The 26,916-nt window shown below is 67.4% G+C and carries 24 protein-coding genes; 11 read left to right on the forward strand and 13 right to left on the reverse strand.

Features of this window, described 5'->3' with window-relative positions; all coding sequences use genetic code 11:
- Window positions 1–54 precede the first annotated feature (54 nt).
- Window positions 55–852 carry a siderophore-interacting protein gene (locus AC5P56_RS09265; RefSeq protein ID WP_495227876.1) on the forward strand — a complete coding sequence of 266 codons (798 nt, stop codon included), beginning with the start codon at window positions 55–57 and terminating at the stop codon, window positions 850–852.
- Between the two features lie 161 nt (window positions 853–1,013).
- On the opposite strand, the gene AC5P56_RS09270 is transcribed toward AC5P56_RS09265, so the two are convergent.
- Window positions 1,014–1,844, reverse strand: a complete 831-nt coding sequence (locus AC5P56_RS09270) for a hypothetical protein (RefSeq protein WP_197602872.1) — start codon at window positions 1,842–1,844, stop codon at window positions 1,014–1,016.
- A 208-nt stretch (window positions 1,845–2,052) separates the two neighbouring features.
- Here AC5P56_RS09270 and AC5P56_RS09275 point away from each other — a divergent pair, with 208 nt between their 5' ends.
- Window positions 2,053–2,454 carry a hypothetical protein gene (locus AC5P56_RS09275; protein WP_495231552.1) on the forward strand — a complete coding sequence of 134 codons (402 nt, stop codon included), beginning with the start codon at window positions 2,053–2,055 and terminating at the stop codon, window positions 2,452–2,454.
- A 157-nt stretch (window positions 2,455–2,611) separates the two neighbouring features.
- Here the strand turns inward: AC5P56_RS09275 and AC5P56_RS09280 are convergent, their stop codons facing one another.
- Both AC5P56_RS09280 and AC5P56_RS09285 read right to left on the reverse strand, forming a co-directional pair.
- On the reverse strand, window positions 2,612–3,319 hold the full coding sequence (locus AC5P56_RS09280) for a YceI family protein (protein WP_005415047.1): 708 nt from the start codon (window positions 3,317–3,319) through the stop codon (window positions 2,612–2,614).
- 86 nt (window positions 3,320–3,405) lie between these two features.
- Window positions 3,406–3,996 carry a malonic semialdehyde reductase gene (locus AC5P56_RS09285; RefSeq protein ID WP_005415046.1) on the reverse strand — a complete coding sequence of 197 codons (591 nt, stop codon included), beginning with the start codon at window positions 3,994–3,996 and terminating at the stop codon, window positions 3,406–3,408.
- Between the two features lie 126 nt (window positions 3,997–4,122).
- On the opposite strand from AC5P56_RS09285, the gene AC5P56_RS09290 reads away from it, so the two are divergent.
- From AC5P56_RS09290 to AC5P56_RS09315, 6 genes are all read left to right on the forward strand, one after another.
- Window positions 4,123–5,082: a mitochondrial fission ELM1 family protein gene (locus tag AC5P56_RS09290; protein ID WP_180835707.1), complete on the forward strand. Its 960-nt coding sequence runs from the start codon at window positions 4,123–4,125 to the stop codon at window positions 5,080–5,082.
- Between the two features lie 128 nt (window positions 5,083–5,210).
- Window positions 5,211–5,438, forward strand: a complete 228-nt coding sequence (locus tag AC5P56_RS09295) for a hypothetical protein (protein WP_014645731.1) — start codon at window positions 5,211–5,213, stop codon at window positions 5,436–5,438.
- A 48-nt stretch (window positions 5,439–5,486) separates the two neighbouring features.
- Window positions 5,487–6,338, forward strand: a complete 852-nt coding sequence (locus tag AC5P56_RS09300; RefSeq protein WP_197602877.1) for a DUF2145 domain-containing protein — start codon at window positions 5,487–5,489, stop codon at window positions 6,336–6,338.
- A 19-nt stretch (window positions 6,339–6,357) separates the two neighbouring features.
- Window positions 6,358–6,861, forward strand: a complete 504-nt coding sequence (locus AC5P56_RS09305; protein WP_014645729.1) for a hypothetical protein — start codon at window positions 6,358–6,360, stop codon at window positions 6,859–6,861.
- 31 nt (window positions 6,862–6,892) lie between these two features.
- Window positions 6,893–7,408: a hypothetical protein gene (locus AC5P56_RS09310; protein WP_495231553.1), complete on the forward strand. Its 516-nt coding sequence runs from the start codon at window positions 6,893–6,895 to the stop codon at window positions 7,406–7,408.
- Window positions 7,409–7,482: 74 nt separating this feature from the next.
- On the forward strand, window positions 7,483–8,043 hold the full coding sequence (locus tag AC5P56_RS09315; protein WP_014645727.1) for a queuosine precursor transporter: 561 nt from the start codon (window positions 7,483–7,485) through the stop codon (window positions 8,041–8,043).
- A gap of 575 nt (window positions 8,044–8,618) precedes the next feature.
- Here the strand turns inward: AC5P56_RS09315 and glnE are convergent.
- The gene (gene glnE, locus AC5P56_RS09320) at window positions 8,619–11,414 is read right to left on the reverse strand and encodes a bifunctional [glutamate--ammonia ligase]-adenylyl-L-tyrosine phosphorylase/[glutamate--ammonia-ligase] adenylyltransferase (RefSeq protein ID WP_495231554.1); all 2,796 of its coding nucleotides are present in this window, start codon (window positions 11,412–11,414) and stop codon (window positions 8,619–8,621) included.
- Between the two features lie 386 nt (window positions 11,415–11,800).
- On the opposite strand from glnE, the gene scpC reads away from it, so the two are divergent.
- Window positions 11,801–13,315 carry a succinyl-CoA:acetate CoA-transferase ScpC gene (scpC, locus tag AC5P56_RS09325; RefSeq protein WP_032960979.1) on the forward strand — a complete coding sequence of 505 codons (1,515 nt, stop codon included), beginning with the start codon at window positions 11,801–11,803 and terminating at the stop codon, window positions 13,313–13,315.
- Between the two features lie 75 nt (window positions 13,316–13,390).
- Here the strand turns inward: scpC and hglS are convergent, their stop codons facing one another.
- The 9 genes from hglS to AC5P56_RS09370 form a co-directional block, all read right to left on the reverse strand.
- The gene (hglS, locus tag AC5P56_RS09330; protein ID WP_014645724.1) at window positions 13,391–14,755 is read right to left on the reverse strand and encodes a 2-oxoadipate dioxygenase/decarboxylase HglS; all 1,365 of its coding nucleotides are present in this window, start codon (window positions 14,753–14,755) and stop codon (window positions 13,391–13,393) included.
- A 139-nt stretch (window positions 14,756–14,894) separates the two neighbouring features.
- Window positions 14,895–15,383 (reverse strand): hypothetical protein, encoded by a 489-nt coding sequence (locus AC5P56_RS09335; RefSeq protein WP_049405514.1) that lies wholly within the window; start codon window positions 15,381–15,383, stop codon window positions 14,895–14,897.
- Between the two features lie 31 nt (window positions 15,384–15,414).
- Window positions 15,415–16,167, reverse strand: coding sequence for an HAD family hydrolase (locus AC5P56_RS09340; RefSeq protein ID WP_014645722.1), 753 nt, complete (start codon window positions 16,165–16,167; stop codon window positions 15,415–15,417).
- 95 nt (window positions 16,168–16,262) lie between these two features.
- Complete coding sequence (locus AC5P56_RS09345) at window positions 16,263–16,673, reverse strand: EF-hand domain-containing protein (protein ID WP_014035758.1); 411 nt, start codon at window positions 16,671–16,673, stop codon at window positions 16,263–16,265.
- 232 nt (window positions 16,674–16,905) lie between these two features.
- Window positions 16,906–17,277 (reverse strand): hypothetical protein, encoded by a 372-nt coding sequence (locus AC5P56_RS09350; protein ID WP_046428249.1) that lies wholly within the window; start codon window positions 17,275–17,277, stop codon window positions 16,906–16,908.
- A gap of 209 nt (window positions 17,278–17,486) precedes the next feature.
- Window positions 17,487–18,200, reverse strand: a complete 714-nt coding sequence (locus AC5P56_RS09355; protein ID WP_049441432.1) for a M15 family metallopeptidase — start codon at window positions 18,198–18,200, stop codon at window positions 17,487–17,489.
- Window positions 18,133–19,719, reverse strand: coding sequence for a serine hydrolase (locus AC5P56_RS09360; protein ID WP_495231555.1), 1,587 nt, complete (start codon window positions 19,717–19,719; stop codon window positions 18,133–18,135). Before AC5P56_RS09360 ends, AC5P56_RS09355 begins: the two co-directional genes overlap by 68 nt.
- Window positions 19,707–22,706 (reverse strand): TonB-dependent receptor, encoded by a 3,000-nt coding sequence (locus tag AC5P56_RS09365; RefSeq protein ID WP_495231556.1) that lies wholly within the window; start codon window positions 22,704–22,706, stop codon window positions 19,707–19,709. The genes AC5P56_RS09360 and AC5P56_RS09365 overlap by 13 nt, the downstream gene beginning before the upstream one ends.
- 51 nt (window positions 22,707–22,757) lie before the next feature.
- Window positions 22,758–24,230, reverse strand: coding sequence for a transglutaminase-like domain-containing protein (locus AC5P56_RS09370; protein ID WP_495231557.1), 1,473 nt, complete (start codon window positions 24,228–24,230; stop codon window positions 22,758–22,760).
- A 132-nt stretch (window positions 24,231–24,362) separates the two neighbouring features.
- Between AC5P56_RS09370 and AC5P56_RS09375 the strand changes: the two genes are divergently transcribed.
- Both AC5P56_RS09375 and AC5P56_RS09380 read left to right on the forward strand, forming a co-directional pair.
- Window positions 24,363–25,802: a C40 family peptidase gene (locus AC5P56_RS09375; RefSeq protein WP_495231558.1), complete on the forward strand. Its 1,440-nt coding sequence runs from the start codon at window positions 24,363–24,365 to the stop codon at window positions 25,800–25,802.
- A complete protein-coding gene (locus AC5P56_RS09380) occupies window positions 25,799–26,893 on the forward strand; it encodes a dipeptide epimerase (RefSeq protein WP_014645715.1) in 1,095 nt (364 codons plus the stop codon). Before AC5P56_RS09375 ends, AC5P56_RS09380 begins: the two co-directional genes overlap by 4 nt.
- The last annotated feature ends 23 nt before the right edge of the window (window positions 26,894–26,916 follow it).

Below are 26,916 nucleotides of genomic sequence, written 5' to 3' on the forward strand. Positions count from 1 at the left end.
CCAGGTCCTCCCCCATGCCGCGCGCCCCCGCGCGACACCTTTACAGGTATCCCCATGACCGAACACAACAACACGCGCCTGCGCCTGGATGTGCGCTTCCGTGAACTGACCGTGCTGCGCACCGAAGAGGTCACCCCGCACATGCGCCGCGTGGTGCTGGGTGGCGACGATCTGGCCGGCTTCGATTCGCCCGGCGCCGACGACCACATCAAGCTGTTCTTCCCCAATGCCAGCGGCGAGATGGTGCTGCCGGTGCTGACCGCCGAAGGCCGCAGCTACCCGGACGGCAAGGCGCCCTCGCCGTCGCGCGACTACACCCCGCGCGCGTGGGACCACGAAACCGGCGAGCTGGCCATCGACTTCGTGCTGCACGACCAGGGCGTCGCCGGGCCGTGGGCCGAGCGCGCGCAGCCGGGCGATACGCTGGTGATCGGCGGCCCACGTGGCTCGTTCGTGGTGGCCGACACCTACGACGCCTACGTGCTGATCGGCGATGAAACCGCGCTGCCGGCCATCGCCCGCTGGCTGGACGTGCTGCCGGACGCTGCCGAGGTGCAGGCCTTCATTGAAGTGCGCGACGAGGCCGAACGCCAGGACCTGCCGCAGTACGAGAACGTGCGCATCCACTGGCTGGAGCGCAACGGCTTCCCGGCGGCCAGCAGCACGCTGCTGGAAGACATGCTGACCGACTTCGAGGCCCCGGACGGCGATGTCTTCTACTGGATCGCCACCGAATCGCGCCGCGCGCGGATGATGCGCAAGTTCATCGAAGGCCACCTGGGCGTGCCGCGCGACTGGATCCGCTCGACCGGCTACTGGAAGGCCCACCCGGACGAAGCCGACGGCGATTGACCGGCTCGGGGTCAGATCCCTTTTCCTGTGGAAAAGGGATCTGACCCCATGCACCAGAACCTGCCTGGTGGGTGCGGACCGTTGGTCCGCACGCCTTTGACTGTGTAGAGCCGAGCCCACGCTCGGCTGCTCTCCGCTCGGCCACCGATGGACCCATCGCGCTACGCGCGATGAGCCGAGCATGGGCTCGGCTCTAGAGGGACCGCGACCGGCGGCTTGGCCACCTGCCCCGTCCACCCGAACCGCTGCGCGGCCCAGATCTCCAGCGCCACCAGCAGCGCGATGACCAGCAGCGGCAGCAGCAGCCCGAAGTACACGCCGGGCATCATGCCGTTGATCTGCGCCTTCACCAGCCGCAGCACGCCACGGGTGTGCAGCAGCTCATCCACATGCATGGTCAGCGCCTCACGCACCACCTTGGGTTCCAGCCCGACCGTGCCGGCCTTGTCCACCAGCGTGTCTTCCACCATGCCGCGCAGCAGGCCTTCGCGCACTTTGCCGATCACCCAGCCGGTGCCGCGTGCCAACGGGCCATTGCCAAGACGATCAAGGCCGGGCAGCGGATGTTCGCTGAGGTAGGCCGAGGCGATGGTGTCGGCCACATCGCCCACCGTGCCCTGGCTGCGCAATGCCTCGCGCATGTGCGGGTCGTCCAGCGAGTCGGTGAAGCCTTCGCTCCAGCCTTCCACCAGGGTCTGCAGGTGCGGCTGGAAATGATCGAGCTGCTTGAACAGCGCGCGGTGCGCACCGGCGGTGAAGCCCAGCTGCAGGCCGAAGAAGGCCGTGGCCAGCGGCAGCAGCACCACATAGCTGGCCAGCAGCCAGTGATGCCAGCGCTTGCGCCGCTGCAACCAGCCGCGGCGGTGCAGCCAGCGCCAGCCGAGGATGCCCAGCACCAGGCCAAGCAGCGTACCGAGCACACTGCCGCCCGCCAGATCGAGCACGCTCAGACCCGACCAGAATTCGTTCAACCAGTACTGCGCGTCCTGCATGGGTCTTCCTTCCGTGGGTGATACAACAGCCATTGTAGAGCCGAGCCCACGCTCGGCTGCTCTCCGCTCCGCCATCGGAAAACCCTCGCACTGCGCGCGATGAGCCGAGCGTGGGCTCGGCTCTACACGGATTCCGACACCCGGTTCAACGCATCAGCCGCCAAGCAATGCGACAATCGTGCTCCTTTCCTGCAGCAACGAGGCCCACATGGCCAAACTGACCCTGGCCAGCGTGGACGCGCTGCGTACCCGCTTTGCCGATGACGCCGCCTGCGATGCGGCGCTGGCCGCGTTCGCCGACACCGCTGACCTGCGCGCGCCGCTGCGCGAGCTGGTGGCGGCACAGCACCGCTACCTGCAGGCCGAATTCGAAGTGGCCCAGGTGGCCGACGTGCTGCGCCGCGACCAGAAGTACGCGCCGGTGGGCCGGCCTTCGATCAACATCGTGCAGCTGCGCAAGCAGCAGGCCGCGACCAAGCAGGCGGCGCTGATCGCACGCCAGGTGGTGGCGCAGGCCGCGCAGACGTTCGCACGGGCCAGCGGGCTGGCGGTGAAGGCCAAGCAGAGCCCGAGCGAAGCATGTGGGGCGTGGCTGGGCGCGTTGCGCTGAGGGCGCATACCCGGTAGTGACCAACCTTGGTTGGCCTGCGGAGTGCCCATGTGCCAACCAAGGTTGGCATCTACCAATGCGCGTTCCCCCGCACCCAAAAAGAAGGCCCGCTTTTCAGCGGGCCTTCTACCTTCTCACGACGAGTGAGCGGGGTGCATCAAGCGGCCGGCTTTTCGCCGGTGGCTTCGGTGGTGATGCGGATCTTCACTTCATCGCTGACATTCGGAGCATACGCGCCGACGCCGAAATCGCTGCGCTTCAGGGTGGTGGTGGCATCGAAGCCGGCGGCCGGAACCTTGGCCATCGGGTGCTCGCCGCCGCCGTTGACGGTGACGTCCAGGGTGACCGGCTTGGTGATGCCCTTGATGGTCAGGTCGCCGGTAACGGTCAGCTTGTTGGTGCCGGCCGCTTCCACCTTGGTGCTCTTGAAGGTGGCATCGGCGAACTTGGCGGCGTCGAAGAAGTCGGCGCTCTTCAGGTGCTCGTCGAACTTGGCGGTGAAGCTGTTCAGGCCGCTCAGCGGCAGCTTCACTTCCACGGTGGACTTGGTCACGTCTTCGGCGTTGTACACCAGGGTGCCTTCGACGTTGCCGAAGTGCGCGCTCGGGTTGGAGAAGCCGAAGTGGCTCCACTGCGCCAGCACGTCGGTGTGGCTCGGGTCCAGCTTGTAGGTGCCCGAGGCGATCTTGATCGCTTCGGCAGCCGGCGCAGCAGCGGCGGCATCGGCGGCCGGGGTGGCGGCCTGCTCGGTGGTGGCCGGGGCGGCGGCATCGGCGGCCGGGGCAGCGGTGTCGGCCGGCTTGGAGCAGGCGGCGATGGCCAGGGTCAGGGCCAGCGGCAGCAGCAGTTTACGGGTGGCGCTCATCTGAGGAACTCTCCGGATCGTAGGGTGGGTACACGGTGCAGCAAGAGCCTGCCGTACGACGGCGGGCCCGAAACCGATACAGCGACTTACGCGATGCGCGCCGCTTCGTCGAACGACAGGCGCGGCAGGCGCGGGAACAGGCCCGCCGGGTCACCGTAACCCAGGTTGACCAGGAAATTCGACTTGATGGAGGTGCCGGCGAAGAAGGCTTCGTCGACCTTGGCCGGGTCGAAGCCGGACATCGGGCCGGCATCCAGGCCAAGCGCGCGCGCGGCCAGGATCAGGTAGGCGCCCTGCAGGCTGCCGTTGCGGATGGCGGCTTCGTGGCGGCCTTCCTGCGGGCCGTCGAACCAGGCCTTGGCATCGGTGTGCGGGAACAGGTACGGCAGCTTCTCGTGGAAGTCCAGGTCGAAACCGATGATGACGGTGACCGGCGCGGCCATGGTCTTGGCCAGGTTGCCTTCGGACAGCGCCGGGGCCAGCTTGTCCTTGGCTTCCTTCGAGGTGACGAAGACGAAGCGGGCCGGCGTGGTGTTGGCCGCGGTCGGGCCCCACTTCACCAGGTCGTACAGTTCCTTCAGCAGGCTCTCGGGGACCGGCTTGTCGAGGAAGGCGTTCTGGGTGCGGGCCGTGCGGAACAGCTGATCGAGGGCGGCGGCGTCGAGCGCGTGGGACATCGGTGGATCTCCAGGGCGGCGAAAGGAAGTCAGTGCCCGCGGGCGGCGCGGGGCGAATCGACGAGCCGCAGTGTAGAGTGTCGCGACTGTTGCAACACCCAGCAGGACTGAAACGAATTAATGCCAATGGTGAAACGATCGAGCGCGCCCTGGACGGTCACTGACGGCCGCGCGGGCAATGTCCGCCAGGCGGTCGCGCTGGCCTCGGCATTGCGCCAGGGCACCCACCGACCGCTGCTGCTGCAACCGCGCGCGCCCTGGCGCTGGCTGGCGCCGCGGCGCCTGCCCGGCGATGTGAACGGCTACGGCGAGGCCTTCGCGACGCTGGCTGCCGACGCCCCGGCGTTGGCGATCGGCTGTGGCCGCCAGGCCGCTGGCGCCCTGCGCGTGCTGCGCGCACGCGGCAGCCAGGTGGTGCAGATCCTCGACCCGCGCATCGGCGCGCGCCACTGGGACGTGGTGGTGGTGCCCGAACACGACGCCCTGCGCGGCAGCAACGTGCTGACCCTGCTCGGCAGCCTCAACCCGGTGGACGATGACTGGCTGGCCTGGGGCCGCGCCGCGTTCGCCGGCTTCAGCACCCTGCCCGGCCCGCGCACCGCACTGCTGGTCGGTGGGCCGACGCCGCTGGCGCCTTGGGATGAGACGGCGATGGTCGGTGTATTCCAGGCGCTGGCCGAGCAGATCCGCAGCGAAGGCGGCAGCCTGCTGGCCACCACCTCGCGACGCACCCCACCGGCGTTGGCGGAGATCCTGCGCGCGAAATTCGCCGACCTGCCGCACGTGATCTGGGGCGATGGTGGCGACGGTACCAATCCCTATGGCGGCCTGCTCGGCTGGGCCAACCGCGTGGTGGTCTCGCCCGATTCGGTGAACCTGCTCTCGGAGGCGTGCGCCACGCGCATGCCGGTGATGGTGGCGCTGGCCGACACAGCGCAGGGCCGCCTGGCGCGCTTCCAGCAGCAGCTGCGCGAACGTGGGCGGTTGCAGGCGCACTGGCTGGACTGGCAGTACGACCGCATCGAGCCGCTGCGCGAAACCGCGCGGGTGGCGGCAGAAGTGAAACAGCGCCTGGCACTGGGGTAGTGCCGGCCGCTGGCCGGCAATCCTGGGCGCCTGGCATCGCGGTAATGCCGGGTGCGCAGCGTTTTCTGAACATTTCGATCCGGCACCACGGTTACAGTCCAAGGCCCCCCGTTGGACTGAACTTCTTCATGCGTACCCTGCTCCTGCTGCCCCTGGCCCTGCTCGCCGCGTGTTCCACCGCGCCCACCGAGCTGGATCCGATCTCGTATCAATGCCAGCAGCAGCTGGACGCGTACCGCGAACAACCGGCGCTGCGCGATCCGAAGGGCCAGCGCCCGCCACTGCCGGTGGCTCCCATCAGTGACGCCTGCGACAAGGAGCTCAAGCGCAAGGGCGTGGATCGCCCGCTGCGCTGAGCAGCGTATGATCGGCGCGCGGGCCTGCCCGCCGTTGAAGGTACCGACATGGATCGTTTTTCCCGCCTGCCCCGCGCCGCGCTGCTGATCGCCAGCCTGCTGGCGACCGCACCGGCCTGGGCCAACAGCACCGCCTGCCGCGAGCGCTACCCCAGTGTGGCATCGCAGGCGGCGATGCTGGACGTGGCCTGGACCACCGCCGAACGCCTGGACGCGCTGCCCGATGTGGACGTGGTGGTCGCCGCGCGCGGTGGCCAGGACCTGAGCCGCTATGGATTGCGCCACAGCCACTTGGCCTTCCTGCTGCGCGAGGACGACGGCCGCTGGCGCGCGATGCACCTGCTCAACCGCTGCAAGACCGACAGCTCGCAGCTGTACCACGAGGGCCTCGGCAACTTCGTCGGCGAGAGCGGCGGCCATACCGACCTGCGCATCGGCGTGCCGTCGGCCCCCTTGCGTGCCGCACTGCGCGCGATGCTGGTGCCGCCCTCGATCCAGCCCAAGGCGCTGCACGAAACCAAGTACAACGTGGTCGCCTACCCGTTCGCCACCGACTACCAGAACTCCAACCAGTGGGTGCTGGAAGTGCTGGCGGCGGCGATGGCGCAGGCCGAAGGCGCGCCGGCCATCGTCAAGCGCGAACAGGCACAGCAGTGGCTGCGCCAGCAGAAGTACCAGCCCAGCGTGCTGCATATCGGCCTGGGCAAGCGCGTGGGTGCGCGCCTGTTCGTGGCCAACGCCACCACCACCGACCATCCGGCCGGCGAACGCATCTCCGGCAACTATTCGGTGGTGACGGTGGAATCGGTGTTCGACTTCCTGCACCAGCGCAGCCAGCTGCAGCAGGAACTGGTGATCCCCCATGTGCCGGTGGCCGGTGCCACCGCCGCCTCGCCCTGAATCCCGCAAGGAGAACGACATGCGTCTGCTGCACAACTCCCTGGTATCGATGCTGATCGTCACCGCGCTGGCCTGGTCATCGGCCGCCCATGCCGAACGCCGCATCGTGATCATCCATGACCCGGGCCCGCAGGGACCGAGCCTGGAAATGTCCACGCAGATGGTGGCCTCGGCCCGCGCCGCCGCGGCGAAGGAAGCCCAGGATGCCGCCGATGCCGGCCAGCCGCTGGCCCGCCCGCAGCAGATCAAGCTGCCGCAGATGGAGGTGAGCGCGATTGCCACTACCGTCGACGGCCGCCGCGAAGTGCTGCTGCGCGATGCCAACGATCCGCAGAACACCGCGTCGATGCAGTACCCGCGCGGCGTTGGCGACCCGGCCGTGCAGTTCACCGTGGGCCAGACCGTGAACTTCGAGCCGACGGGCAATGACCAGGGCTGGCAGTTGAAGGACAACCAGGGCCGTGCGCTGGAATACCTGCCCGAGGCTACCGGCCCGCGCGACATCTTCGATACCCGGCGCTGAGCCGCCGCCCCACGCTGACCAGGAGGTCTCCATGTTCCGTTGCCTGCGCGTTCCCACCACTGCATTGCTGCTCTCGACGCTGCTGGTGCCCACCGTCCATGCCGGCGCCGCGCCGCAGTTGAACAGCAGCGAGGCCAGCGTGATCGTGACCTCATTCGTGGTGCTGTCGCTGCCGATGGCGGCCTCGATGGGCCTGTCCGAACTGTCCAAGGCGCCGTTCAAGGCCAGCGAACGCAATGCCAGGGCGACCCGCACCAAGGCGGTGCCGCTGCCGCCAATGGAAGTGAAGAAGGTGGAGACCACGCCCACGGGCGAACGCCAGGTGCAGTTGCAGGTACCGGACAAGGCCGACCACACCGCCACCCTGCGCTGGCCGGTGCAGCCGCCGGGCGAGAACCCGACTGCAGCCTTCGTGGTCGGGCAACGGGTGCATTTCGACCCCACCGAGGCCGGTGCCGGCTGGAACGTGAAGAGCGCGCAGGGCCAGACCCTCGCCTATGTGCCGACGGCCTATGCCGCCGGTGATGTGATGAGTGAAGCGCTGTAAAGCTGAACGACCGGTTTTGGCTTTGCCGCAGGCCGGGCGGATAATGGGCGATCCCTTTGTCCCCCTGGCTCGCCATGTCCGTGCGTCCTGCCCCTCTGTTTGCCCCGCTGACCCCGCGCGCCCTGGTGCTGGCGGTACTGGCCATGGGTGCAGTGGTGCTGCTGTCCAACGTGCTGGTGCAGTACCCGATCAACGACTGGCTGACCTGGGGCGCCTTCAGCTATCCGGTCGCGTTCCTGGTCAGCAACCTGATCAACCGCCGCTTCGGCCCGGGCCCGGCGCGCCGCGTGGCGTGGATCGGCTTCGCGGTGGCGGTGCTGCTGTCGATCTGGGTGGCCACCCCGCGCATCGCCATTGCCTCGTGCTCGGCGTTCATCGTGGCCCAGCTGCTGGACATCACCGTGTTCGACCGCCTGCGCCGCGGCAGCTGGTGGCGCGCACCGATGGTGGCCACCACCTGCAGCGCGACGGTGGACACCACCCTTTTCTGGTCGATCGCGTTTGCCGGTTCCACCTTGCCGTGGGTGAGCTGGGCCGCCGGCGACCTGGCAGTGAAGCTGGCGATCGGTGTCTGCCTGCTGGCCCCGTTCCGCGCGTTGTTGTGGAAGATGGCGCCGCTGCGCGCCACCAGCTGACCGCCATTGATCCGGTGGGTGCCGACCGTTGGTCGACACGCCCTGCAGAACTCATCGCTGCCGACAGATTGTGCCGACCAACGGTCGGCACCTACCAGGAGCGGGCCATCGCAGGGCCATTGATCTGGTAGTCGCCAACCTTGGTTGGCGCTTGGCATTCATGCCAACCAAGGTTGGCATCTACCAACGGCGTGCCATCGAAGGGCCATTGATCCGGTGGGTGCCGACCGTTGGTCGGCACGCCCTGCAGAACTCATCGCTGCCGACAGATTGTGCCGACCAACGGTCGGCACCTACCAGGAGCGGGCCACCGAAGGGCCATTGATCCGGTAGTCGCCAACCTTGGTTGGCGCTTGGCATTCATGCCAACCAAGGTTGGCATCTACCAACGGCGTGCCATCGAAGGGCCATTGATCCGGTGGGTGCCGACAGATTGTGCCGACCAACGGTCGGCACCCACCAGGAGCGGGCATCGCAGGGCCATTGATCCGGTAGTCGCCAACCTTGGTTGGCGCTTGGCATTCATGCCAACCAAGGTTGGCATCTACCAACTGCAGTCCTCCGCCATCCGGCACTCAGGCGAACGGCAGCTCTGCCGCTCTGCACGCCGCCGTAATCGCTGCACACGCCTCTTCAATCGCCGGCGTGGTCGGGGCCAGCCGCGGGCGGCGGTCCAGCGTGCAGGCCAGGCCCACGTCCAACAGCGTGGCGTGCGCGCCATGCAGCGCCTGCGCAGTGGCATCCGGCAGGAAACCAACACCAGCCAACGCATTGATCAACGACGGCGTATCGCGCGGCTGCAGCAACGCCACGTGCCGCGCACTGCGCGCAAGCACACCGGTCTGCAGCAGGAATTCCAGGTCCACCACGCCGCCCGCACCCTGCTTCAGGTCCAGCCGTGCGGCGTCGCTGCGGTCCAGTTCGGTGCGCATGCGCCCACGCATCTTCAGCACGTCGGCATACAGCACATCCATGTCGCGCTCACGCCCCAGCGTCTGTGCACGCACCTGCTCGAAATCGGCCAGCAGGCTGGCATCGCCGGCCACGCCACGCGCGCGCACCAGCGCCTGGTGTTCCCAGGTCCACGCACGTTCGCGCTGGTATTCGGTGTAGCTGGCCAGCGAAGACACCAGCGACCCCTTGCCGCCATCCGGGCGCAGGCGCACGTCGATGTCGTACAGGCGGCCGGCGGCGGTGACCGCACCGAGCAGCGCCATCACCTTCTGCGCCAGCCGCGCATACCAGCGCCCCGGCTCCAGCGGACGCGCGCCGTCGCTGGCCTCCACGCCGGCCGGGTTGTCGTGCAGGAATACCAGGTCCAGGTCGGAACCGAAGCCCAGTTCAAGCCCGCCGAGGCTGCCGTAGCCGATGATCGCGAAACGTCCACCGGGAATCGCGCCGTGCGCGGCGCGCATGTCCGCCTCGGCCATCGCCAGCACGGTGACCACCACCGCCTGCGCCAGTTCGGCCAGTTGCCGCGTGCTGTCCACCGCGCCCTGGCGGCCGTCCAGCGTGGCCATCGCCATGCGGAAACTGAGCGCCAGCCGCGTCTCGTTGAGCCAGCGCAGTGCCGATTCGGGATCTTCCACCGCCAGCACCTGCTGGCACTCGGCCAGCATGCCGGCCGCATCGGGCATCGGTCCGGACACGCGCACGTCCAGCAGTTCGTCCAGCAACAGCGGGTACGCGGCGAGCCGCTCGGCCAGCAGCGCGCTGCGCGCCAGCACATCGACCAGACGCGCCAACGCGCTCGGTTGTTCGTCCAGCAGCGCCAGATAGCTGGTCCGGCGCAGCACCGCCTGCAGCAGGCCGAGCACGCGCTTGAGCGCGGCATCGGGCTGCGGCGAACGCGTGGCCGCATGCAGCAACGCGGGCAGTACGCGATCCAGCCGCGCACGCGCCGCATCGGACAATGACTTCACGCCGGTGCCCTGGGCGAAATCGCGCAGCGACTGGTCTGCGCCATTGGCATCGAGGAAACCGGCTTCGGCCAGCAACGGCGCGTTGCTGCCCTCGGGCAGGCTGCGCCAGTAGTTGGCCAGCGCGTCGGGCGCGGCCTGGCCCTTGCGCGGGGCCAGCAGCGCGGCGAATTCGGTGCTGACCCGCTGCTGCTGTTCGGCCAGTGCCGCGCGCAGCACCTCCCAATCCGGGTAGCCGAGGCCGATGGCAATGCGCGCGCGGTCCAGCGCGTCGCTGGGCAGCACGTGGGTCTGCGCGTCGCGCAGCATCTGCAGGCGGTTCTCCAACCGGCGCAGGAACAGGTAGGCCTCGCGCAGCGCAGCGCCATCGTCGGGCGCAATCTGTCCGGCGGCCACCAGCGCGTCCAGTGCCACCAGCAGGCGGCGCTCGCGCAGCGCCGGCTCACGGCCACCGCGGATCAGCTGCAGCGCCTGGCACAGGAACTCGATTTCGCGGATGCCACCGGCGCCGCGCTTGATGTCTTCGTGCAGCTCGCGGCGCGCGACTTCGGCGGTGATCGCCGCCTTCATCTCACGCAGGCCGTCGAGCGCGGTGAAATCCAGGTAGCGGCGGTATACGAACGGGCGCAGGGTCTGCAACCACGCTTCGCCGGCGTCGATGTCGCCGGCCACCGCGCGCGCCTTCAGCCACGCATAGCGCTCCCAGTCGCGGCCTTCGCGCTGGAAGTACTGATCCATCGCCGCGAACGACAGCGCGACGCGACCGGCGCTGCCGAACGGGCGCAGGCGCAGGTCGACGCGGTGGCTGAAGCCATCGACCGTGGTTTCGTCCAGCAGCTTGGCCAGGCGCTGGCCGAGGCGGGCGAAATACTCCTCGGCGGCCAGCGCGCGCGGACCATCGGATTCGCCGCCCTGCGGGTACGCATAGACCAGGTCGATATCGGAACTGAAGTTGAGCTCGCCACCGCCGAGCTTGCCCAGGCCGAATACCACCAGCTGTTGGGGGACGCCTGCGCCATCACGAACCACGCCGTGCCGCTGTGCGAATTCCTGCTGCAGGGCGTCCAGCGCCAGCCGCAGGCAATCCTCGGCCAGGGTGGTGGCGCCAGCCAGGGTCTGCGCCACGTCGTCCAGCCCGGCCAGGTCACGCCAGATCAGCCGCGTGGACATCGCGGTGCGCCAGCGCCGCAGCTGTGCCGGCCAGTCGCTGGGTTGCAGCGGATCGAGCACCGGCGCCGGGATCGGCGGGCAGTCGGGGGCGGCCAGCTGCGCCAGCAGCGCCGGTTGCCGCACCAGGGTGTCCAGCGCGAAGTCGCTGGCCACCGCCAGCCGGGTCAGCAGCGGCAGCAGCTCGGCCGGAACGGGCTCGGGCAGGACCTGGGCCAGGCGCGCCAGGGCGCGGTCGACAAGAGGCTGCAGGGAGGCGGGCAGGTCAGCGGGGGCGAGGGTCATGCGCTGATTCTCGCGGGGTCGGATCCCTTTGCCAACGGCGAAGGGCTCTGACCCCGAGGTGCCGCCGGTTGATGCCGCTGCTGGGGTCAGAGCCTTTTGCCCTTGGCAAAAGGATCCGACCCCGAAGGGGTGCCGCGCATTCATACTGGGCGGCAGGCAATAAAAAAGCCCGCTTGCAGCGAACTGCCAGCGGGCTCTGCTCCCTCCCCCACGTCGGGATGCAGGGCCATCGTGCGGGCTGCGAAAGCACTTTGCACGCTGCACTGCAAAACAAAACCGGTGGGTATGGGTGACCCCCGTGGGGAAAAGCCATTCCACGAAGGTAGAACCCCCCGTACGGATGAGGATGGCCGATAATCGGCTTTCCCCCCAGAAACACTGTCGTCATGTCTGTTGATCGCATCGCCAACGCGCGTCTTCGTGACCGCGTGGTCTCCGCCGAGGCCGCAGCCGCGCTGATCCAGCCCGGTGAAACCGTGGCCATGAGCGGCTTTACCGGCTCCGGGTATCCCAAGGCCGTTCCCGTGGAACTGGCCCGCCGCATCGAAGCGGTGCACGCCCAGGGCCAGCCCTTCCAGATCAAGCTGATGACCGGTGCCTCCACCGCGCCGGAACTTGATGGCGCGCTGGCCAAGGCCGATGGCATCGCCATGCGCATGCCGTTCCAGAGCGATCCGGATGCGCGCAACCGCATCAACGAGGGCAAGCTGGATTACATCGATATCCACCTCAGCCACGTCGCCCAGCACGTGTGGTTCGGCTTCTACGGCGAGATCGATACCGCCGTGATCGAAGTCTCGGCCATCCGCGAAGATGGCTCGCTGGTGCCCTCCACCTCGGTCGGCAACAACAAGACCTGGCTGGACCTGGCCAAGAAGGTGATCGTCGAGGTCAACGAATGGCAACCGGCCGGCGTCGACGGCATGCACGACATTTACTACGGCACCGCGCTGCCACCGCACCGCAAGCCGATTCCGCTGGTGAACGCCAACGACCGCATCGGCGACACCGCGCTGCGCTGCGACCCGGACAAGATCGTGGCCGTGGTGCGCACCAACGGCCCGGACCGCAACAGCCCGTTCAGTCCGATCGATGCGACCAGCGAACAGATCGCCTCGCACCTGATCGAGTTCCTCAAGCACGAGGTGAAGAAGGGCCGCCTGCCGCCGAACCTGCTGCCGCTGCAGTCGGGCGTGGGCAACATCCCCAACGCCGTGCTGGCCGGCCTGGCCAGGAGCGGTTTCCGCGACCTGGCCGCGTTCACCGAAGTGATCCAGGACGGCATGCTCGACCTGCTGCGCGATGGCGTGCTGAGCTACGCCTCGTGTACCGGCTTCGCGCTGAGCCCGCAGGCCAACGAGACGTTCAAGGAGAACATCGATTTCTACCGCGAGCGCATCATCATGCGCACGCAGGAGATCTCCAACCATCCGGAACTGGTGCGCCGCCTGGGCTGCATCGGCATGAACGGCATGATCGAGGTGGACATCTACGGCAACGTCAACTCGACGCACGTGATGGGCACGCGGATCATGAACGGCATTGGCGGTTCGGGTGACTTCGCCCGCAACGGTTTCCTGTCGGCGTTCCTGAGCCCGTCCACTGCCAAGAACGGCACCATCTCGGCGATCGTGCCGATGGCCAGCCATGTCGACCACACCGAGCACGACGTGTCGGTGATCGTCACCGAACAGGGCCTGGCCGACCTGCGTGGCCTGACCCCGCGCAAGCGCGCGCAGGTGCTGATCGACAACTGCGCGCACCCGGATTTCCGCCCGCAGCTGCAGGATTACTTCGACCGTGCCAGCCGCGAAAGCTACGGCAAGCACACCCCGCACCTGTTGCCCGAAGCACTGTCGTGGCACCAGCGCTGGCTGGATACGGGCACGATGAAGGGCTGACCCCGGGTCCGGACATCGGGTAGAGCCGGCCGCTGGCCGGCTTCCCCTACAGCCGGCCAGCGCCCGGCTCTACCTTCACGCGGTGCGCAGCGCCGCCAGCGACTCAGCCTGCAGCCGCTCGTAGATCTCGAACTCGTCATTCACCGCCACGCCCAGCGCCTGCTCGAAAGCCTCGCGGTTGGCGTGCGCGGCATACGCGCGCTGTTCTTCGCCGCCCAGGTTCGACTGGAAGATGCCCGCGGCACTGACCGGCAGGAAATCCTCGTAGACGATCGGATCGGCCGTGGCCAGGCCGGCGGCCACCAGCACTTCGGCAGGCAGATCGGCCACGCGTTCCGGCGCGGCGCGGCCGGCGTCGGTCAGCTGGTAGCGGTAGTAGCCCAATCCTTCTTGGCGCAGCGTGTCATGGTCATCCGGGAAGCTGGCGAATACCGCCTGCAGGCGCTGCCCGTAGTCGCCACCGGTACTGCCTTCGCCACCGGCATCGCGTGCCTGCGACAGCAGCTGGTCGTACAGCGCGCGGCCCTTCGGGGTCAGCGCAAGGCCGCGTTGTTCGATCTCGCCGAAGCGCGCGGTATGGGTGCCGGCATCGCCACCGTCCGCATCCGGGAAATGCACGGCCTCTTCCAGCGCCTTGAAGCTGGTCTGGCGCAGCAGGATCGGGCAGGCGCGGCGCGGCGGCCCTTCGATCACCGCCTTGGCCGCCATGCCGTGCTCGATCATTGCCGCCTGCGCTGCGTCGATGTCCAGCGTGCGCGGGGTCAGGTGGTTGATGTGCGGGCCACGGAAACTGACCACGTCGGCCACCAGGCGGTGCGCATTGTGCAGCGCGTGGTAGGTCGGCAGATCGACCGTGGCATCGCCGTGCCAGCGGAAGGTTTCCAGTGCTTCGTCGACGAAGCGCTCGGCGTCGGCCTGCGACAGGCCACCGTCACGCTCGGCCTGGTCGATCAGCGCCAGTGCGCCGTCGGTGAAGATGCGGCGGCGTGCCAGGATCTTCGCCGACTCGGCACGCAGGGTTTCGTCTTCGATCAGCTCCAGGCGCAGCAGCGAGGTGAACACGCGGAACGGATTCTGCGCCAGCGCGGCGCCGGTCAGCGGGCGGAACGCGGTGGAGTGCACCGGCACGCCGGCTACCGACAGGTCGTAGTAGCCGACCGGGTACATGCCCATCACCGCGAACAGGCGGCGCAGCGTCGCCAGCTCCTGCGCGGTGCCGACGCGGATCGCGCCATGGCGCTCTTCGTCCAGGCGCGCTCGCTCGTCGTTGCGCTGCAGCTGCGCGGCCAGTGCCGGGTCCTGGGCAAGCACCTGCGCGTTGATCCGCTCCACCAGTTCCACCAGCGTGCCGTACAGCGGCACTTCGGTGCGGTACATGCGGGACATGGCCTGCGCGAACAGGCGGCGGATCACATCAGGCGAAACGAAAGAGGCGCTCATCAGTCACTCGATTACGGGAACGGGGAACAGCTCGGACCCGTATTGTCGCCGGAGCGCGCGGCGGCGGCGATACGCAGAGCAACATGGCCGGCAACCTCCTGATGCCTGGAAGGGTGCAGTTGCCGGCCAACGGCCGGCACTACCGCTTCAACTGGCGCTTCAGGGTGGCATCCAGGGTGATCGGCCGGTCCCAGTGCTGGTAGCTGGCCACGATGGCATGCCGCACAGCGCGGTAATGCAGGTTGTCCGGCTTGGCCGGCATGCGCTTCACCACCGCTTCCCAGCCGCCCTCCGGGTCCTGGCTGAAGGCGCGAACGCTGTCGCGGCAGGTCTGGCCGCTGGCCTTGGCCCAGAAGCAGGCGAAATAGATATCCCCGGCCTGCCAGCCATGGGTGGTGAACAGCGCATTGATGTAGCCGCGGGGGACATCGGCGTAGCGCGACACTTCATCGAGGAAGGCATCGGGGTAGCGTTCGGCGTAATGGTTGATGTCCTGCAACTGGGCATCGATCCAGCGGTCACCGGTTGCCACCTCATACGCAGCCGAACGCTCGGCGGTCTGCTGGGCCAGCACGGTGGCCGGCGCCAGCAGCAGGGACAACAACAGCGCGCGCAGTCGAACGTTCATGCCCCGATTCTGCCGCAGCTGCCGGGCCCTGTCAGGCCGCCGCAGCGGCCTTGGCCTCGATCGCCGCCAGTGCGGCCGGCCAGTCGTGGGCGGTATCGGCGGTGACCATGCGCGGTTCGTCGTCGGCCACGCCGTGCTGGGTCTCATGGGCCCAGGTCACCGCGTACGGGGTATGCACGCCCCAGCCACCCAGGGTCACCACCGGCTCGATGTCCGAGCGCAGCGAGTTGCCGACCATCACGAAGCGCTGCATCGGCAGTTCGAATTCGGCCAGCACGCGGGCGTAGGTTTCCGGGTCCTTCTCGGAAACGATCTCGATGCGCGGGAACAGCTCGGCCAGGTTGGCGACCTTGATCTTCGCTTCCTGGTGGAACAGATCGCCCTTGGTGATCAGCACTACCGGGTAGTGCTCGGCGATGGCCGCCACGGCTTCGCGCACACCGTCGATCAGTTCCACCGGGTGGCGCAGGGTATCGTGGCCGATATCCAGAATGCGCTGGATGTCCTTGGCCTCGATGCGCTGGCCGGTGATGTCGATGGCCGCTTCGATCATCGACAGGGTCATGCTCTTCACGCCGTAGCCGAAGGTGCCCAGGTGGCGCTGCTGAACTTCCAGCAGGTGGCGCGCGGTCTGGGTGTCGTGCACGTCGACATAGCGCGACAGCAGGTCAAGGTAATCCTGCTCGGCCTTGCGGTAGTAGTCCTCGCTCTTCCACAGCGTGTCGTCACCGTCAAAACCGACCAGGCCGATGGCGCGCGACGGCGCAGGCGTGGACGTGTTCATCGGCCAAGGATACAGGGGTGGCGATGACGAGAAAAACCCGGGCGGCCGCAGCCGCCCGGGTCCCCATGCACCGGTCTTCCCGAATCAGGTCTGGATCAGCGGCCCTGCGCCGCGCCGGCACCCGCACCGGCCTGCTGCGCGGCCACGTAGGCCTTGTACTCGTCGGCGCTCAGCTCGCCGTCCTTGTTGGTATCGGCCTGGTCGAACACCTGGGCCAGGCCGGCGTTCACCTGCGCCTCGGTCTTGCTGATGGTGCCGTTGCCATCGGTATCGATGCTGGCCCAGGTCTGGCCACCACCGTTGGCCTGCGCCGAGGCCGCTGCGGCCGCATCGGTCGCCTGGTCAGCCGCCTGCCCGGCCTGTGCTGCCGCCTGCTGGGCCTGCGCCGCTTCATTCTGCGCATGTGCGGCCTGCTGCTTGGCCGACTGGGCCATCGCCGGAATGGCCAGCACGCTGCCAGCGGCGACGATCAGGGCGATCAGGGGCTTGCGGTTGCGAATAGTCATCAGGGGTGTCTCCTGCATATTGGGTGGTGTTGCGCGGCCTGTTGTTTCCGCACGGCACCTACCCTGCCACCGCGTTTCTGAATCGATTTTGGGCCGCGACCGGCCTCCACACGCACGATTAACCACTCGCATCCACGCATGCTTTAGCGCGCTGGTTAGCGAGGAGTGAGCGGCTCATAAGATGCGCATTCAACGCCTCTGCATTTAACCGGCAGGCAACGAAAAACCTGCGTCAGTCGACGGTTTTTTCCAATGACCGCGAACTGAACAACACCCATCCCAAGGCGACACCGGCGAGCGCGCCGGCGATTTCCAGCACGACACGGCTGCCGAGCTCGTTCGGATCGTGGATGGTGGCCAGGAACAGGCGCGCGTACAGCGGCGACTCCAGTCGCACGATGCCCATGTAGAACAGCTTCCACGCATCGATGCCAGCGGAGGCCACCACCGAGATGACGCAGGACCAGCCGATCGCATGTCCCACCGACCAGTGCAGCAGCCGGCACAGCCGCGACCACACGAAGTACACCAGCAGCCCGACCAGCAGGGCGATGGCGCCGGCTTCCAGGGTGCCGAGCAGGCCGAAGTGCAGGGGAAGGTTCATCGGGTGGGCTGGGATGAGAAGGCGGCCAGTGTAAGGGATCTGCGCCGGACCCAATCGGCAGCCACAGTGGATCCACGCCATGCGTGGATGAATCTCCATCCAAATCGAATATCTCGACGATTGAACAATGAGCAGCCGAGCATGGGCTCGGCTCTACAACGGACCACGCGGGAAACTGTCAGAGGCGGGGCGCAGCCCTGCCGATGCCCCTACCGTACCGGGACGTCGTACGCGGTGCCGGGATCCGGTTCGGGCTGCAGGGTGTAGTGCCACCACTCCTGCGGATAGTTGACGAAGCCCCGCCGCGCCATCGCGCGCACCAGCTGCTGGCGATTGGCCTGTTGCGCATCGCTCAATCCGCTTGCCTGCGTATGCGCGCGTGGACCGAAGAAATCGAAGTCGGTGGCCATGTCCAGCGGCGTGCATGCACCGCTGCGGCAATCCAGCAGGCCCAGATCAACCGTGGCGCCACGACTATGGCCAGAGCGCTCGGCGATGTAGCCGTCGGCCAGCAACCGTGGTTTGTCCAGGTCCGGGTACTGCTGTGCCTTGCGCGAGCGCTCGCGCGGATCGTTCACCCAGGCCATGAAGGCCTGCACCGAACGCACCGGCCGGTAGCAGTCGTAGAGGCGCAGGCCGAAGCCATCGCCGCGCAGGTCCTGTTCCACCTGTGCCAGCGCCTTCGCCACCGGCGCCAGCAGATAACACGATGGCGCCTCGTAGCCGGGCACGCGCGCACCGGTGAAGTTGTTGGCACCGGCGTAGCGGATGTCCAGGTCGATGCGCGGCGACAACGTGCGGATCTCCACCAGTCCGGCGCTGGCCGCGTCGGCTGCCGGTGAAACGCGCGGTGGCTCAGCGGCGCGGGTGGTCGCCGCCAGCGCAGTCGCCAGTACGAGTGAAATGCAGGTCCTGGAAGTCATAGCTGAAGTCGATGTCCGGGTCGATGGCGCGCAGGTCCAGCGTCGGTGCCGGGGCTTCGCCTGGCTGCAACCACGCCTGCGCCTCGTCGCCCAGCGTATCCCAGCGCAGCAGCCAGCGCCCCTGCAGCTGCAGCACCGTGGCCTGCAGCCGGGGCGACTTGTCCACGCTGAAACGCAGGCCATCCTTGCCCGGGCAAAGCGAGGCCGCGCCCAGCCACGGATCGCGGTAGCGGCCCTGCCAGCGGGACAGGTCCATGCGGCTCGTCTCCTGCGCCGCCGCGGTGGATGGCCGCGAATGGCCGGTCGCGGCCCGCGTTGCCTGGTCAGCCTTCAGTTCGGCCAGGTATTCCATCGCCGGACGCGCATCGTCCGCTGCGGTGAAGCGCTTCAGCGCGGCCTGCATCAGGGCCATACGTGCGTCCTCGCCTTCGCCGTTGATCAGCATCACCACGCCCACCCGGCGATCAGGCAGCAGCGCCAGCGACGAGTACATGCCCGACAACGTGCCGGTGTGCGCCACTTTCCACTGGCCGTCCATGTCGGACACGCGCCAGCCATAGCCGTAGCCGTAGAAGTGCGCGTTGTCCCAGCGCCGCTGGCGTTCACCCAGCGGCATCGGCATGTGCAGGGTCCACAGCGTGCGGCGCTGCTCCGTGTCCAGCCAGCCGGGCGCCAGGGTGGGATCGAGCAGCACCTGCATCCAGCGCGTCATGTCGCGCAACGAACAACGGATGCCGCCGGCCGCCATCGACGGCAGGTCCGGGCTGGTTCCACCATCGGCGTTCACCACTTCATTGCGTTCGCCACGCCAGGCATGCGGCTGCGCTACGTTGCCCACGCGTTTCACCGACCACGCCCCCACCTGGCAGCGCGTCATGCCCAGTGGTTCGAACACCTGCTCGCGCATCAGCTGGTCATACGGCTTGCCGCCCGCCGCAGCGGCCACTTCACCGGCCACCACGTACATCAGGTTGTCGTAGGCATAGTGACTGCGGAAGCTGCTGACCGGCTTGAGATGCGCCAATGCGGCGATGATGTCGGCACGGGTGAACGCGTTCGGCTCCGGCCACAGCATCAGGTCCCCGGCGCCCAGGCCCAGGCCACTGTTGTGGATCAGCAGGTCGCGCACCTGCATCTGCTGGCCCACCCACGCATCGTGCATGCGGAAGCCCGGCAGATGCCGCTGTAACGGATCATCCCAGCGCAGCCTGCCCTGCTGCACCAGCCGCGCCAGCAGTGCAGCAGTCATCGCCTTGCTGTTGGAGGCGATCTTGAACAACGTGTCCTCGTCGATGCGGCCGCCATCGCCACGCGCGCCCTCGGCGTGGCGATAGACCACCTGCCCGTTGTCGACCACCGCCATCGCCAGCCCGGGCAGGTGCTCGAGCTGGACGACGGCAGCGACATCGGCATCGAGGGAGGCGGTCGCGGTGGTCTGTGCCACCGCAACCGGGAACACCGCCAGCGCCGCCGCGCAGACACAGTTTCGAGCCTGCCGTGCGGGCTTCAGTAGGCCCATGTCACGGTCAACTGCGCATAGCGCGGTGACTGGAAGCCGGTGCCGTAGCGGTACAGCGGGTTCGGCGTGCCGATGCTGTCCTGCGGCTCGTAGTCCTGGTCCACGGTCACCACGCGCTGCTGGTTGAGCACGTTGTACACCGCCAGCTTCAGGCGCAGATCGGTGGGAATCGGTACCTTGTACGAGACGCTCACGTCCAGGTCATAGGTCCAGGGCGTGCGGCCATCGCCACCGCGTGGCGAATGCACGAACACGCGCTGGGATGGAACCGTCGCCTGGCAGTTGGACACGCACACGTAGTAGCTGTGGAAGTCGGTGTCGTCGAACGGATTGCCGGCGCCGAAGCGGGTAATCGGGCTGCCCGACTGCACGCCCAGCGTAGCCGCCACACTGAGGTTCTCGGTCAATGCGTAGCTGCCGCGGAACTTGAGCTGGTGGCGGCGGTCGTTGGCCAGGTAGCCGTAGCCCCCGTAGTTCACCCACGGATTGTCGAAGTTCTCGGTGCGACCGGCATCGGCGAAGTCGGTATCGGAGTTGACCGGACCCTCGGCATTGCCGCGGCCATAGGCCAGCGTGTAGGACGCATTGAAGCCCCACTTGCCGTCCCACGCGCGGTCGACCTGCAGTTCCAGCGCCTTGTAGTCACGCTTGGGCTTCACCCAGCCGCGCTGGCCGACATAATTGCCGTTGTCGTCATACAGCGCCCAACCTTCCTTCGAGGTGTCGATGCTGATCCAGCCATCGTTGCGGCCGTCGCAGTCGGTGTCACCCCACACGGTGTTGGTGCGCCCCGGGTTGCCCATGATCCACACGCCGTCGATGGCACCACACTGGCCGGTCGCGGTGATGTTCATGTCATCGATGGCATTGTGCAGGCGCCGGTAGGTCACGCTGGCGCCTACCGACCAGGCCTCGTTGATCATCTGCTGGAAGCCCAGGATCGCTTCATCCTGGTAGACCGGGTCCATGTCCCGGTTCACTTCCGCGCGCAGGTCCGGCACGCTGCCGTCGCCCTGCGAGTTGTCCACCGGGCCGATCTGCGCGCCCAGGTTGGGGATGTTGTTGGCTGCGCCGGTGTAGCCGAGGAACTCGTACCAGGTGCGCTCGTCGAGGAATCCACCGGCCTGCTTGATGTTGATGACGTTGGCCACCGGCAGGAAGTATCGGCCCAGGTTGCCGAACACCTTGGTCGTGCCATCGCCGCGCACGTCCCAGGAGAAGCCCAGGCGCGGGGCCAGCATGTCGTCGATCTTGATGTAGCTGCTGCCGTCGCCGCCCTTGTTGTCGAAGGCTTCCAGGCGCAGGCCCATGTTCAGCAGCAGATTCGGCGTCACCTGCCAGTTGTCTTCCAGGTAGTAGGCCGAGTTGATCGTCTCGAAGGCCCCGTCCACTTCATAGCGACGGGTGCGCACGACCACGCCGCTGGCCGGCACCACGCCACCGTTCAGCGAGCTGCCGGGAGTGCGGTAGTAGATGTCGTAGCGGAAGCCGCCCGGGCCCGGATAGGCGCGGCTGTAATCGGAGGTGTTCTCTTCCCGATCCAGGCCGAACCGCAGCAGGTGGTTGCCCAACGTCCATTCGAAGTCCGCGCGCGCGGCCTTGCGCGTGTCCAGCGCCGACTCCAGCTGCGAGCTGCTGGTGCAGCTGCGGTCGCCCTGCAGTGACGGCGGCACGCCCTGGCCGGCCGTGCGGTTGTCGAACACGCGGTTGCAGTTCTGGTCCATCAACGAGCTCTGCACACGGTTGCGCTTGTTCTCGCCGTACATCAGCTTCATGGTCAGGTCGTTGTTGACCTGCCAGCTGTAGGTACCGGACCAGTTCTTGCCACCCACCGTGTTGTAGATCTGGTTGCTGCGCTCGCCCACGGTCTGCCCCGTGGCGTAGTCGTAAGCGTAGACGTCGGTGAGGGTCTTGCTCTTGTCCGAGAAGCCGAACAGCGACAGCATCTGGTTGTCGGTGATCTGCCAATCGATCTTGCCGCCCCAGAACGGATCATCGGCCTTGCCCTGGCTCAGGCGCGTGCCGGCATCATTGGTCGAGGTGGGACGGTAGTCGCGCGCCTCGTACATGCCGAAGAAGAACAGGCGGTCCTGCACCAGCGCACCGGAAGCGAACACATTCAGCGCGCTGCGGCTGTAGTCATCGCGGCTGGCGGTGATGTAGCGGCTGCCGCTGCCGTCGTAGCGGTCGCGTGCCTGCGACTGCCACGCGCGCGGCTCGAACACCAGTTCGGCACCGGCCTTGAAATCGTTGCTGCCCGAGCGGGTCACCGCATTGATGACGCCGCCGGTGCTGCGCCCGAACTCCACCGAGTAGCCGCCCGTCTTGACCTGGAATTCCTGGTAGAACGAGAACGGCACCGACGAGAAGCCGACCCGGTTGTAGAAGTCGGTGACGTTCAGGCCATTGATGTAGACGGTGTTCTCGGCCACCGACGAACCGCCGAAGGAAATGCCCTGCCCGCCCAGCGACCCCTTGCCCTTCACCGCGCCCGGCGCGAGCAGCGCCACCGCGGTGATGTCACGGTCCACTGGCAGGCGCGACAGCTCCTCGCGAGTGATGTTGGTGGCCGACTCGGTGGACTTCACATCCACCATCGACACCACCTGCGGCGCCCGCACTTCGACCGTGCCCAGGGTACTGACCGCACCCAGCGGCACGTTCACCGTGGTCGCGCTGCCGAGACTGACCGTCACCTGGCCGACACGGCTGGCGCCTCCACCCGGCAGGCTCACCTCCATGTCATAGGTGCCGACCGGCAGCAGCGGAATGCGGTAGCTGCCGTTGGCTTCGGCCTGCACGGAGCGCACGAAGCCCGTTGCCGGGTTGCGTACGGTCACCGTGGCACCGGCCGGTACCTGGCCGGCATCGCTGACCAGCCGGCCGACCACTGAACCATCCTGTGCGAATGCGCTGGGCGCGATCACGCCCAGACACGCCCCGAGAGCGACGCACAACGCCGCCCGCTTGATGCTGTAAGCCTTCATCCCCTGCTCTCTCCTGCAAGAATTGAATGGTGTGGAATGCGATGTGTCGCGCTAGCGTTGCCTGGCTGGCAGTACCCGCCACTGGAAGTCGTAGCTCCATTGGTCGAAGTACAGGTTGCCGCCTGCCCACTCGGCCTCGCCGCGCTGCGAGTCGACCGTTTCCGAGCGGGAGTGCTGCTTGGCCGGCACGAGGGGCTGGCCGAAATCATCGTTGAAGGCGATGCGGTAGCCATCGAGGCCACCCAGGTAGAAGTTGCGCAGGGCCGGCACATCGCTGGCCAGTGCGCCGGTGGTCACGTCCATCGGCAGCCAGCCATACGGCGCCAGGTAGACCTGTCCCCAGTCATGCAGGTTGTTGTAGCCACCGCCATCGTCGGAGAACACCATGCCCGACTGCCAGCGCGCGGGAATGCCATTCAGGCGCAGCAGCGCGATCAGCAGCAGGGTCTGCTGCCCGCAATCGGCATGGCCGGAACGCAGCGCGTAATCGCTGATGTTGCTGAGCGTGGAATATTCGCGCGCACCGGCCCAGGGAATACGGTCGACCGCAGCAAACAGCTTGCGCACCACTTCATATGGGCGCGTCTCGCCCTGCAGCACCTGGTCGGAGAACAGCTTCAACGCAGGGGTGAAGCGCACATGCGGCAGCTGCTCGGCCAGATACGGCTTCAACGCCGTATCGGCCGGGGTCGGTTGCACCACGGCCGGGTCGATCGCGGTGTGCCGGGCGAAGATCGTGACCGCGTAGCGGATCTCGAAGCGGGTCGGCTGCCCGGCCACCGCTTTGGCCTCCAGATAGGCCGTGCGTTGCAAGGTGCTGGCCGGTGCCACCCGCGCCTTGCCTGGGCTGCTGCCCAGCCACTGCACCTGCTCCTGCTGGCCGGGGATCTCGCGTGGGTACGGAATCCAGGCACGCACGGTTTCGCCGGCCGGCACGGCATCGGCCTTCACCGTGAGCGATTGGGTGAATTCGATACGCTGCGGCAGCACCGACGCCCGGCCACTCTGTTCGGCCGCGGCAACCACGCGCGTGTGGTGCGCGTTGAGCACTTCGTTGGGCCCCGGAGGCGGCATCGGTGCATCCGCACGGCGGCGTGCGCGTGCTTCGTCGCTGAGCAGGAACAGATTCGACGGTGCGCGCTTGAAGTACCAACGCTCGCCATCGATATCGAGATGCTCGATCAGGCCAAGCTGGTCCCAGCGCGCGAATTCCTCGTCGGTCAGGTCGGGAATCCAGCGGCGCACGGCAGACTTGGCGGCGGTTTCGTCGAGGGAAAGATCCAGGCGGATGCGGCGCATGCGCTCACGCTGGAACGCGCCTTCGGCAGCATCGCTCCCTGTCGCCAGCAACGCATCGGCGTCGCTGAAGCGGCCGCCGTCGATCAGGTCGATCACCTGCGCCTGGCGCGCACGCTGCTGGCTGCTGCGCCCGTCTGCCGCCTGCGTGACCGACACCCACAGCAGCAGCGCGGCACACAGGCCGGCAGCAGCAGGCAGACGCGGTTTGCGAATGGCAGGATCCACAGCGACACTTCCCCAGCGCGGGTGGTAACGGCTGTGTAACACGGGCCGGGATGCCGGTCAATAATTTATTCTTGCTTTCGATGCCGAAAGGAATAAATATTCCACAAGGCATTCGAGGAGGGTGTGCACCGCATGAGCCTGGCTTCCCGCGAACGGCACCGGCATTGGCCGCGCCGCTTGACCCTGGCCCTGTGCCTGCTGGCCGCACCGGCCTTTGCACAGGCCGCCCCGGCGCCCGATCCCGGCGCACCGCTGCCCTATGTGATCGGCCTGCACGAGGCCTACCTGACGCCGCAGTACTGGGCGGCGCGTCTGGACAACGCCGATGCGCCGATCCTGGATCGCGCGCAGATCGAGGCGCAGAACGCACGGATGCGGGCGCAGGACAGCCACATCCAGGACATCGCGGCGTTGCCAGCCCAGCTTGATGGGGCGACGGTGCGTGCCAGCATCACCGCGCTGTCGAGCTGGCCCACGCGCACCCTCTACAGCGACAAGGGCACGCCCATCGCGCCGGCCCTGCGCAGCGCGATCGAAGCCAACCTCGGCCTTGATGCGATTCCCGCCCAGGTGGCACCGGCCTACGGGCTGGTGGTGAAGCGTGCCGCACTGCGCACCTTCTCCACCCGCGAGCGCGTCTTCAGCACCGTCGGTGACACCGACATCGACCGCTTCCAGGAATCGGCACTGTTCCCCGGCGACAAGGTCGCCGTGGTCCACCGCAGTGCCGACGGCCGCTGGCTGTTCGTGCACAGCGAGCGCTACAGCGCGTGGATCGAAGCCGACGCCATCGCCAGCGGCGACAAGGCCACGGTGCTCGGCTACGGCGCGAAGGGACCCTACCGGATCATCACCGGTGCCACCGCGCAGACCGCCTACACCCCGGAAGAACCGCGTGTCTCGCGCCTGCAGCTGGACATGGGCGTGCGCCTGCCGGTGCTGGCCGACTGGCCCGCGTCAGAACCGGTGAACGGCCAGCAGGCGCACGCATCGTGGGTGGTGCAGCTGCCGGTACGCGAGGCAGATGGTCGCCTGAAACTGGTACCGGCCCTGCTGCCGCGCTCGCAGGACACCGCCGCCGACTACCTGGCCCTGACCCCGCGCCTGTTGCTGCAGCAGGCCTTCAAGTTCCTCGGCGAGCGCTACGGTTGGGGCCACGACTACGACACCCGCGACTGCAGCGGTTTCGTCTCCGAGATCTACCGCAGCTTCGGCGTGCTGCTGCCACGCAATACCAGTGCACAGGCGGTCAGCCCGGCGCTGGATCGCCTGCCGTTCACCGGCAAGGACGGCAAGGCACTGCGCGACCGTGCCGTCACCGACCTGAAGGTCGGCGATCTGGTCTACATCCCCGGCCACGTGATGATGGCCATCGGCCACGTCGACGGTCGTACGTGGGTGATCCACGATACGGCGGGCGGCAGCTGGTTCGGTGCCGACGGCACGCGCGTGCAGGCCCATCTCAATGGTGTTTCGGTCACGCCGCTGGAGCCGATGATGGCCAGCGATACCGTCCGCTACATCGACCGCATCACCAACATCCAGCGCCTGCGGGCCAAGACTCCTGAATGAAGATCACCGCCATCGAACTGGGCATGCTGCGCGTGCCGTTGAAGACACCGTTCAAGACCGCCCTGCGCACGGTGGAAACCGTGGAAGACGTGGTGGTGCTGATCCGCACCGACACCGGCAACACCGGCTATGGTGAAGCCCCGGCCACCGCCGTGATCACCGGCGATACGCACGGCTCGATCATCGAAGCGATCCGCCACTTCATTGCCCCGCGCCTGATCGGCCAGGACGTGGTCAACCTCAACCACCTGTGCACGCTGGTGCAGACCGCGATGGAGCGCAACACCAGCGCCAAGGCGGCGGTGGAGATCGCGCTGTACGACCTGTGGGCGCAGCTGCACGGCGCCCCGCTGTACCAGATGCTCGGTGGTGGCGACCCGGTGATCACCACCGACATCACCATCAGCGTGGACTACATCGACAAGATGGTGGCCGACTCGCTGTCGGCAATCGAACGCGGCTTCGAGTCGCTGAAGATCAAGGTCGGCAAGGACATCGGCCTGGACATCGAACGGGTCAAGGCGATCCATGCCGCCGTGGAAGGCCGCGCCCTGCTGCGCCTGGACGCCAACCAGGGCTGGACCGCCAAGCAGGCAGTGCATGCGATGCGTACCCTGGAAGACGCCGGCGTGGTGCTTGAACTGCTGGAGCAGCCGGTGAAAGCGGCCGACATCAGCGGCCTGAAGTACGTCACCGACCGCGTCAACACGCCGGTGATGGCCGACGAAAGCGTGTTCAGCCCGAGCCAGGTGATGGACCTGATCCAGCAGCGCGCGGCCGACATCATCAACATCAAGCTGATGAAGACCGGCGGCCTGTCCAACGCGATCCGCATCGCCGACATTGCCGGCATCTACGGCGTGCCGTGCATGATCGGCTGCATGATCGAATCGAGCATCAGCGTGGCCGCCGCCGTGCACCTGGCCGTGGCCAAGAGCGATGTGATCACCAAGGTCGATCTGGACGGCCCCTCGCTGGGCCAGTTCGATCCGGTCAGCGGCGGCGTGCATTTCAACGAATCGGAGATCAGCATCAGCGACGTGCCGGGGCTGGGCATCACCGAAGTGCGCGGGCTGGAGATGCTGGGTTGATTTCTGCCTTGCGGCTGACGTTG

This window comes from Stenotrophomonas sp. YJH_SMC_131 (assembly GCF_059367975.1).

Excerpts from the sequence above, each read along its gene's own strand:
- AC5P56_RS09265 (WP_495227876.1), top strand. The coding sequence starts at position 55 with ATGACCGAACACAACAACACGCGCCTGCGCCTGGATGTGCGCTTCCGT.
- AC5P56_RS09270 (WP_197602872.1), bottom strand. The coding sequence starts at position 1,844 with ATGCAGGACGCGCAGTACTGGTTGAACGAATTCTGGTCGGGTCTGAGC.
- AC5P56_RS09275 (WP_495231552.1), top strand. The coding sequence starts at position 2,053 with ATGGCCAAACTGACCCTGGCCAGCGTGGACGCGCTGCGTACCCGCTTT.
- AC5P56_RS09280 (WP_005415047.1), bottom strand. The coding sequence starts at position 3,319 with ATGAGCGCCACCCGTAAACTGCTGCTGCCGCTGGCCCTGACCCTGGCC.
- AC5P56_RS09285 (WP_005415046.1), bottom strand. The coding sequence starts at position 3,996 with ATGTCCCACGCGCTCGACGCCGCCGCCCTCGATCAGCTGTTCCGCACG.
- AC5P56_RS09290 (WP_180835707.1), top strand. The coding sequence starts at position 4,123 with ATGGTGAAACGATCGAGCGCGCCCTGGACGGTCACTGACGGCCGCGCG.
- AC5P56_RS09295 (WP_014645731.1), top strand. The coding sequence starts at position 5,211 with ATGCGTACCCTGCTCCTGCTGCCCCTGGCCCTGCTCGCCGCGTGTTCC.
- AC5P56_RS09300 (WP_197602877.1), top strand. The coding sequence starts at position 5,487 with ATGGATCGTTTTTCCCGCCTGCCCCGCGCCGCGCTGCTGATCGCCAGC.
- AC5P56_RS09305 (WP_014645729.1), top strand. The coding sequence starts at position 6,358 with ATGCGTCTGCTGCACAACTCCCTGGTATCGATGCTGATCGTCACCGCG.
- AC5P56_RS09310 (WP_495231553.1), top strand. The coding sequence starts at position 6,893 with ATGTTCCGTTGCCTGCGCGTTCCCACCACTGCATTGCTGCTCTCGACG.
- AC5P56_RS09315 (WP_014645727.1), top strand. The coding sequence starts at position 7,483 with ATGTCCGTGCGTCCTGCCCCTCTGTTTGCCCCGCTGACCCCGCGCGCC.
- glnE (WP_495231554.1), bottom strand. The coding sequence starts at position 11,414 with ATGACCCTCGCCCCCGCTGACCTGCCCGCCTCCCTGCAGCCTCTTGTC.
- scpC (WP_032960979.1), top strand. The coding sequence starts at position 11,801 with ATGTCTGTTGATCGCATCGCCAACGCGCGTCTTCGTGACCGCGTGGTC.
- hglS (WP_014645724.1), bottom strand. The coding sequence starts at position 14,755 with ATGAGCGCCTCTTTCGTTTCGCCTGATGTGATCCGCCGCCTGTTCGCG.
- AC5P56_RS09335 (WP_049405514.1), bottom strand. The coding sequence starts at position 15,383 with ATGAACGTTCGACTGCGCGCGCTGTTGTTGTCCCTGCTGCTGGCGCCG.
- AC5P56_RS09340 (WP_014645722.1), bottom strand. The coding sequence starts at position 16,167 with ATGAACACGTCCACGCCTGCGCCGTCGCGCGCCATCGGCCTGGTCGGT.
- AC5P56_RS09345 (WP_014035758.1), bottom strand. The coding sequence starts at position 16,673 with ATGACTATTCGCAACCGCAAGCCCCTGATCGCCCTGATCGTCGCCGCT.
- AC5P56_RS09350 (WP_046428249.1), bottom strand. The coding sequence starts at position 17,277 with ATGAACCTTCCCCTGCACTTCGGCCTGCTCGGCACCCTGGAAGCCGGC.
- AC5P56_RS09355 (WP_049441432.1), bottom strand. The coding sequence starts at position 18,200 with ATGACTTCCAGGACCTGCATTTCACTCGTACTGGCGACTGCGCTGGCG.
- AC5P56_RS09360 (WP_495231555.1), bottom strand. The coding sequence starts at position 19,719 with ATGGGCCTACTGAAGCCCGCACGGCAGGCTCGAAACTGTGTCTGCGCG.
- AC5P56_RS09365 (WP_495231556.1), bottom strand. The coding sequence starts at position 22,706 with ATGAAGGCTTACAGCATCAAGCGGGCGGCGTTGTGCGTCGCTCTCGGG.
- AC5P56_RS09375 (WP_495231558.1), top strand. The coding sequence starts at position 24,363 with ATGAGCCTGGCTTCCCGCGAACGGCACCGGCATTGGCCGCGCCGCTTG.
- AC5P56_RS09380 (WP_014645715.1), top strand. The coding sequence starts at position 25,799 with ATGAAGATCACCGCCATCGAACTGGGCATGCTGCGCGTGCCGTTGAAG.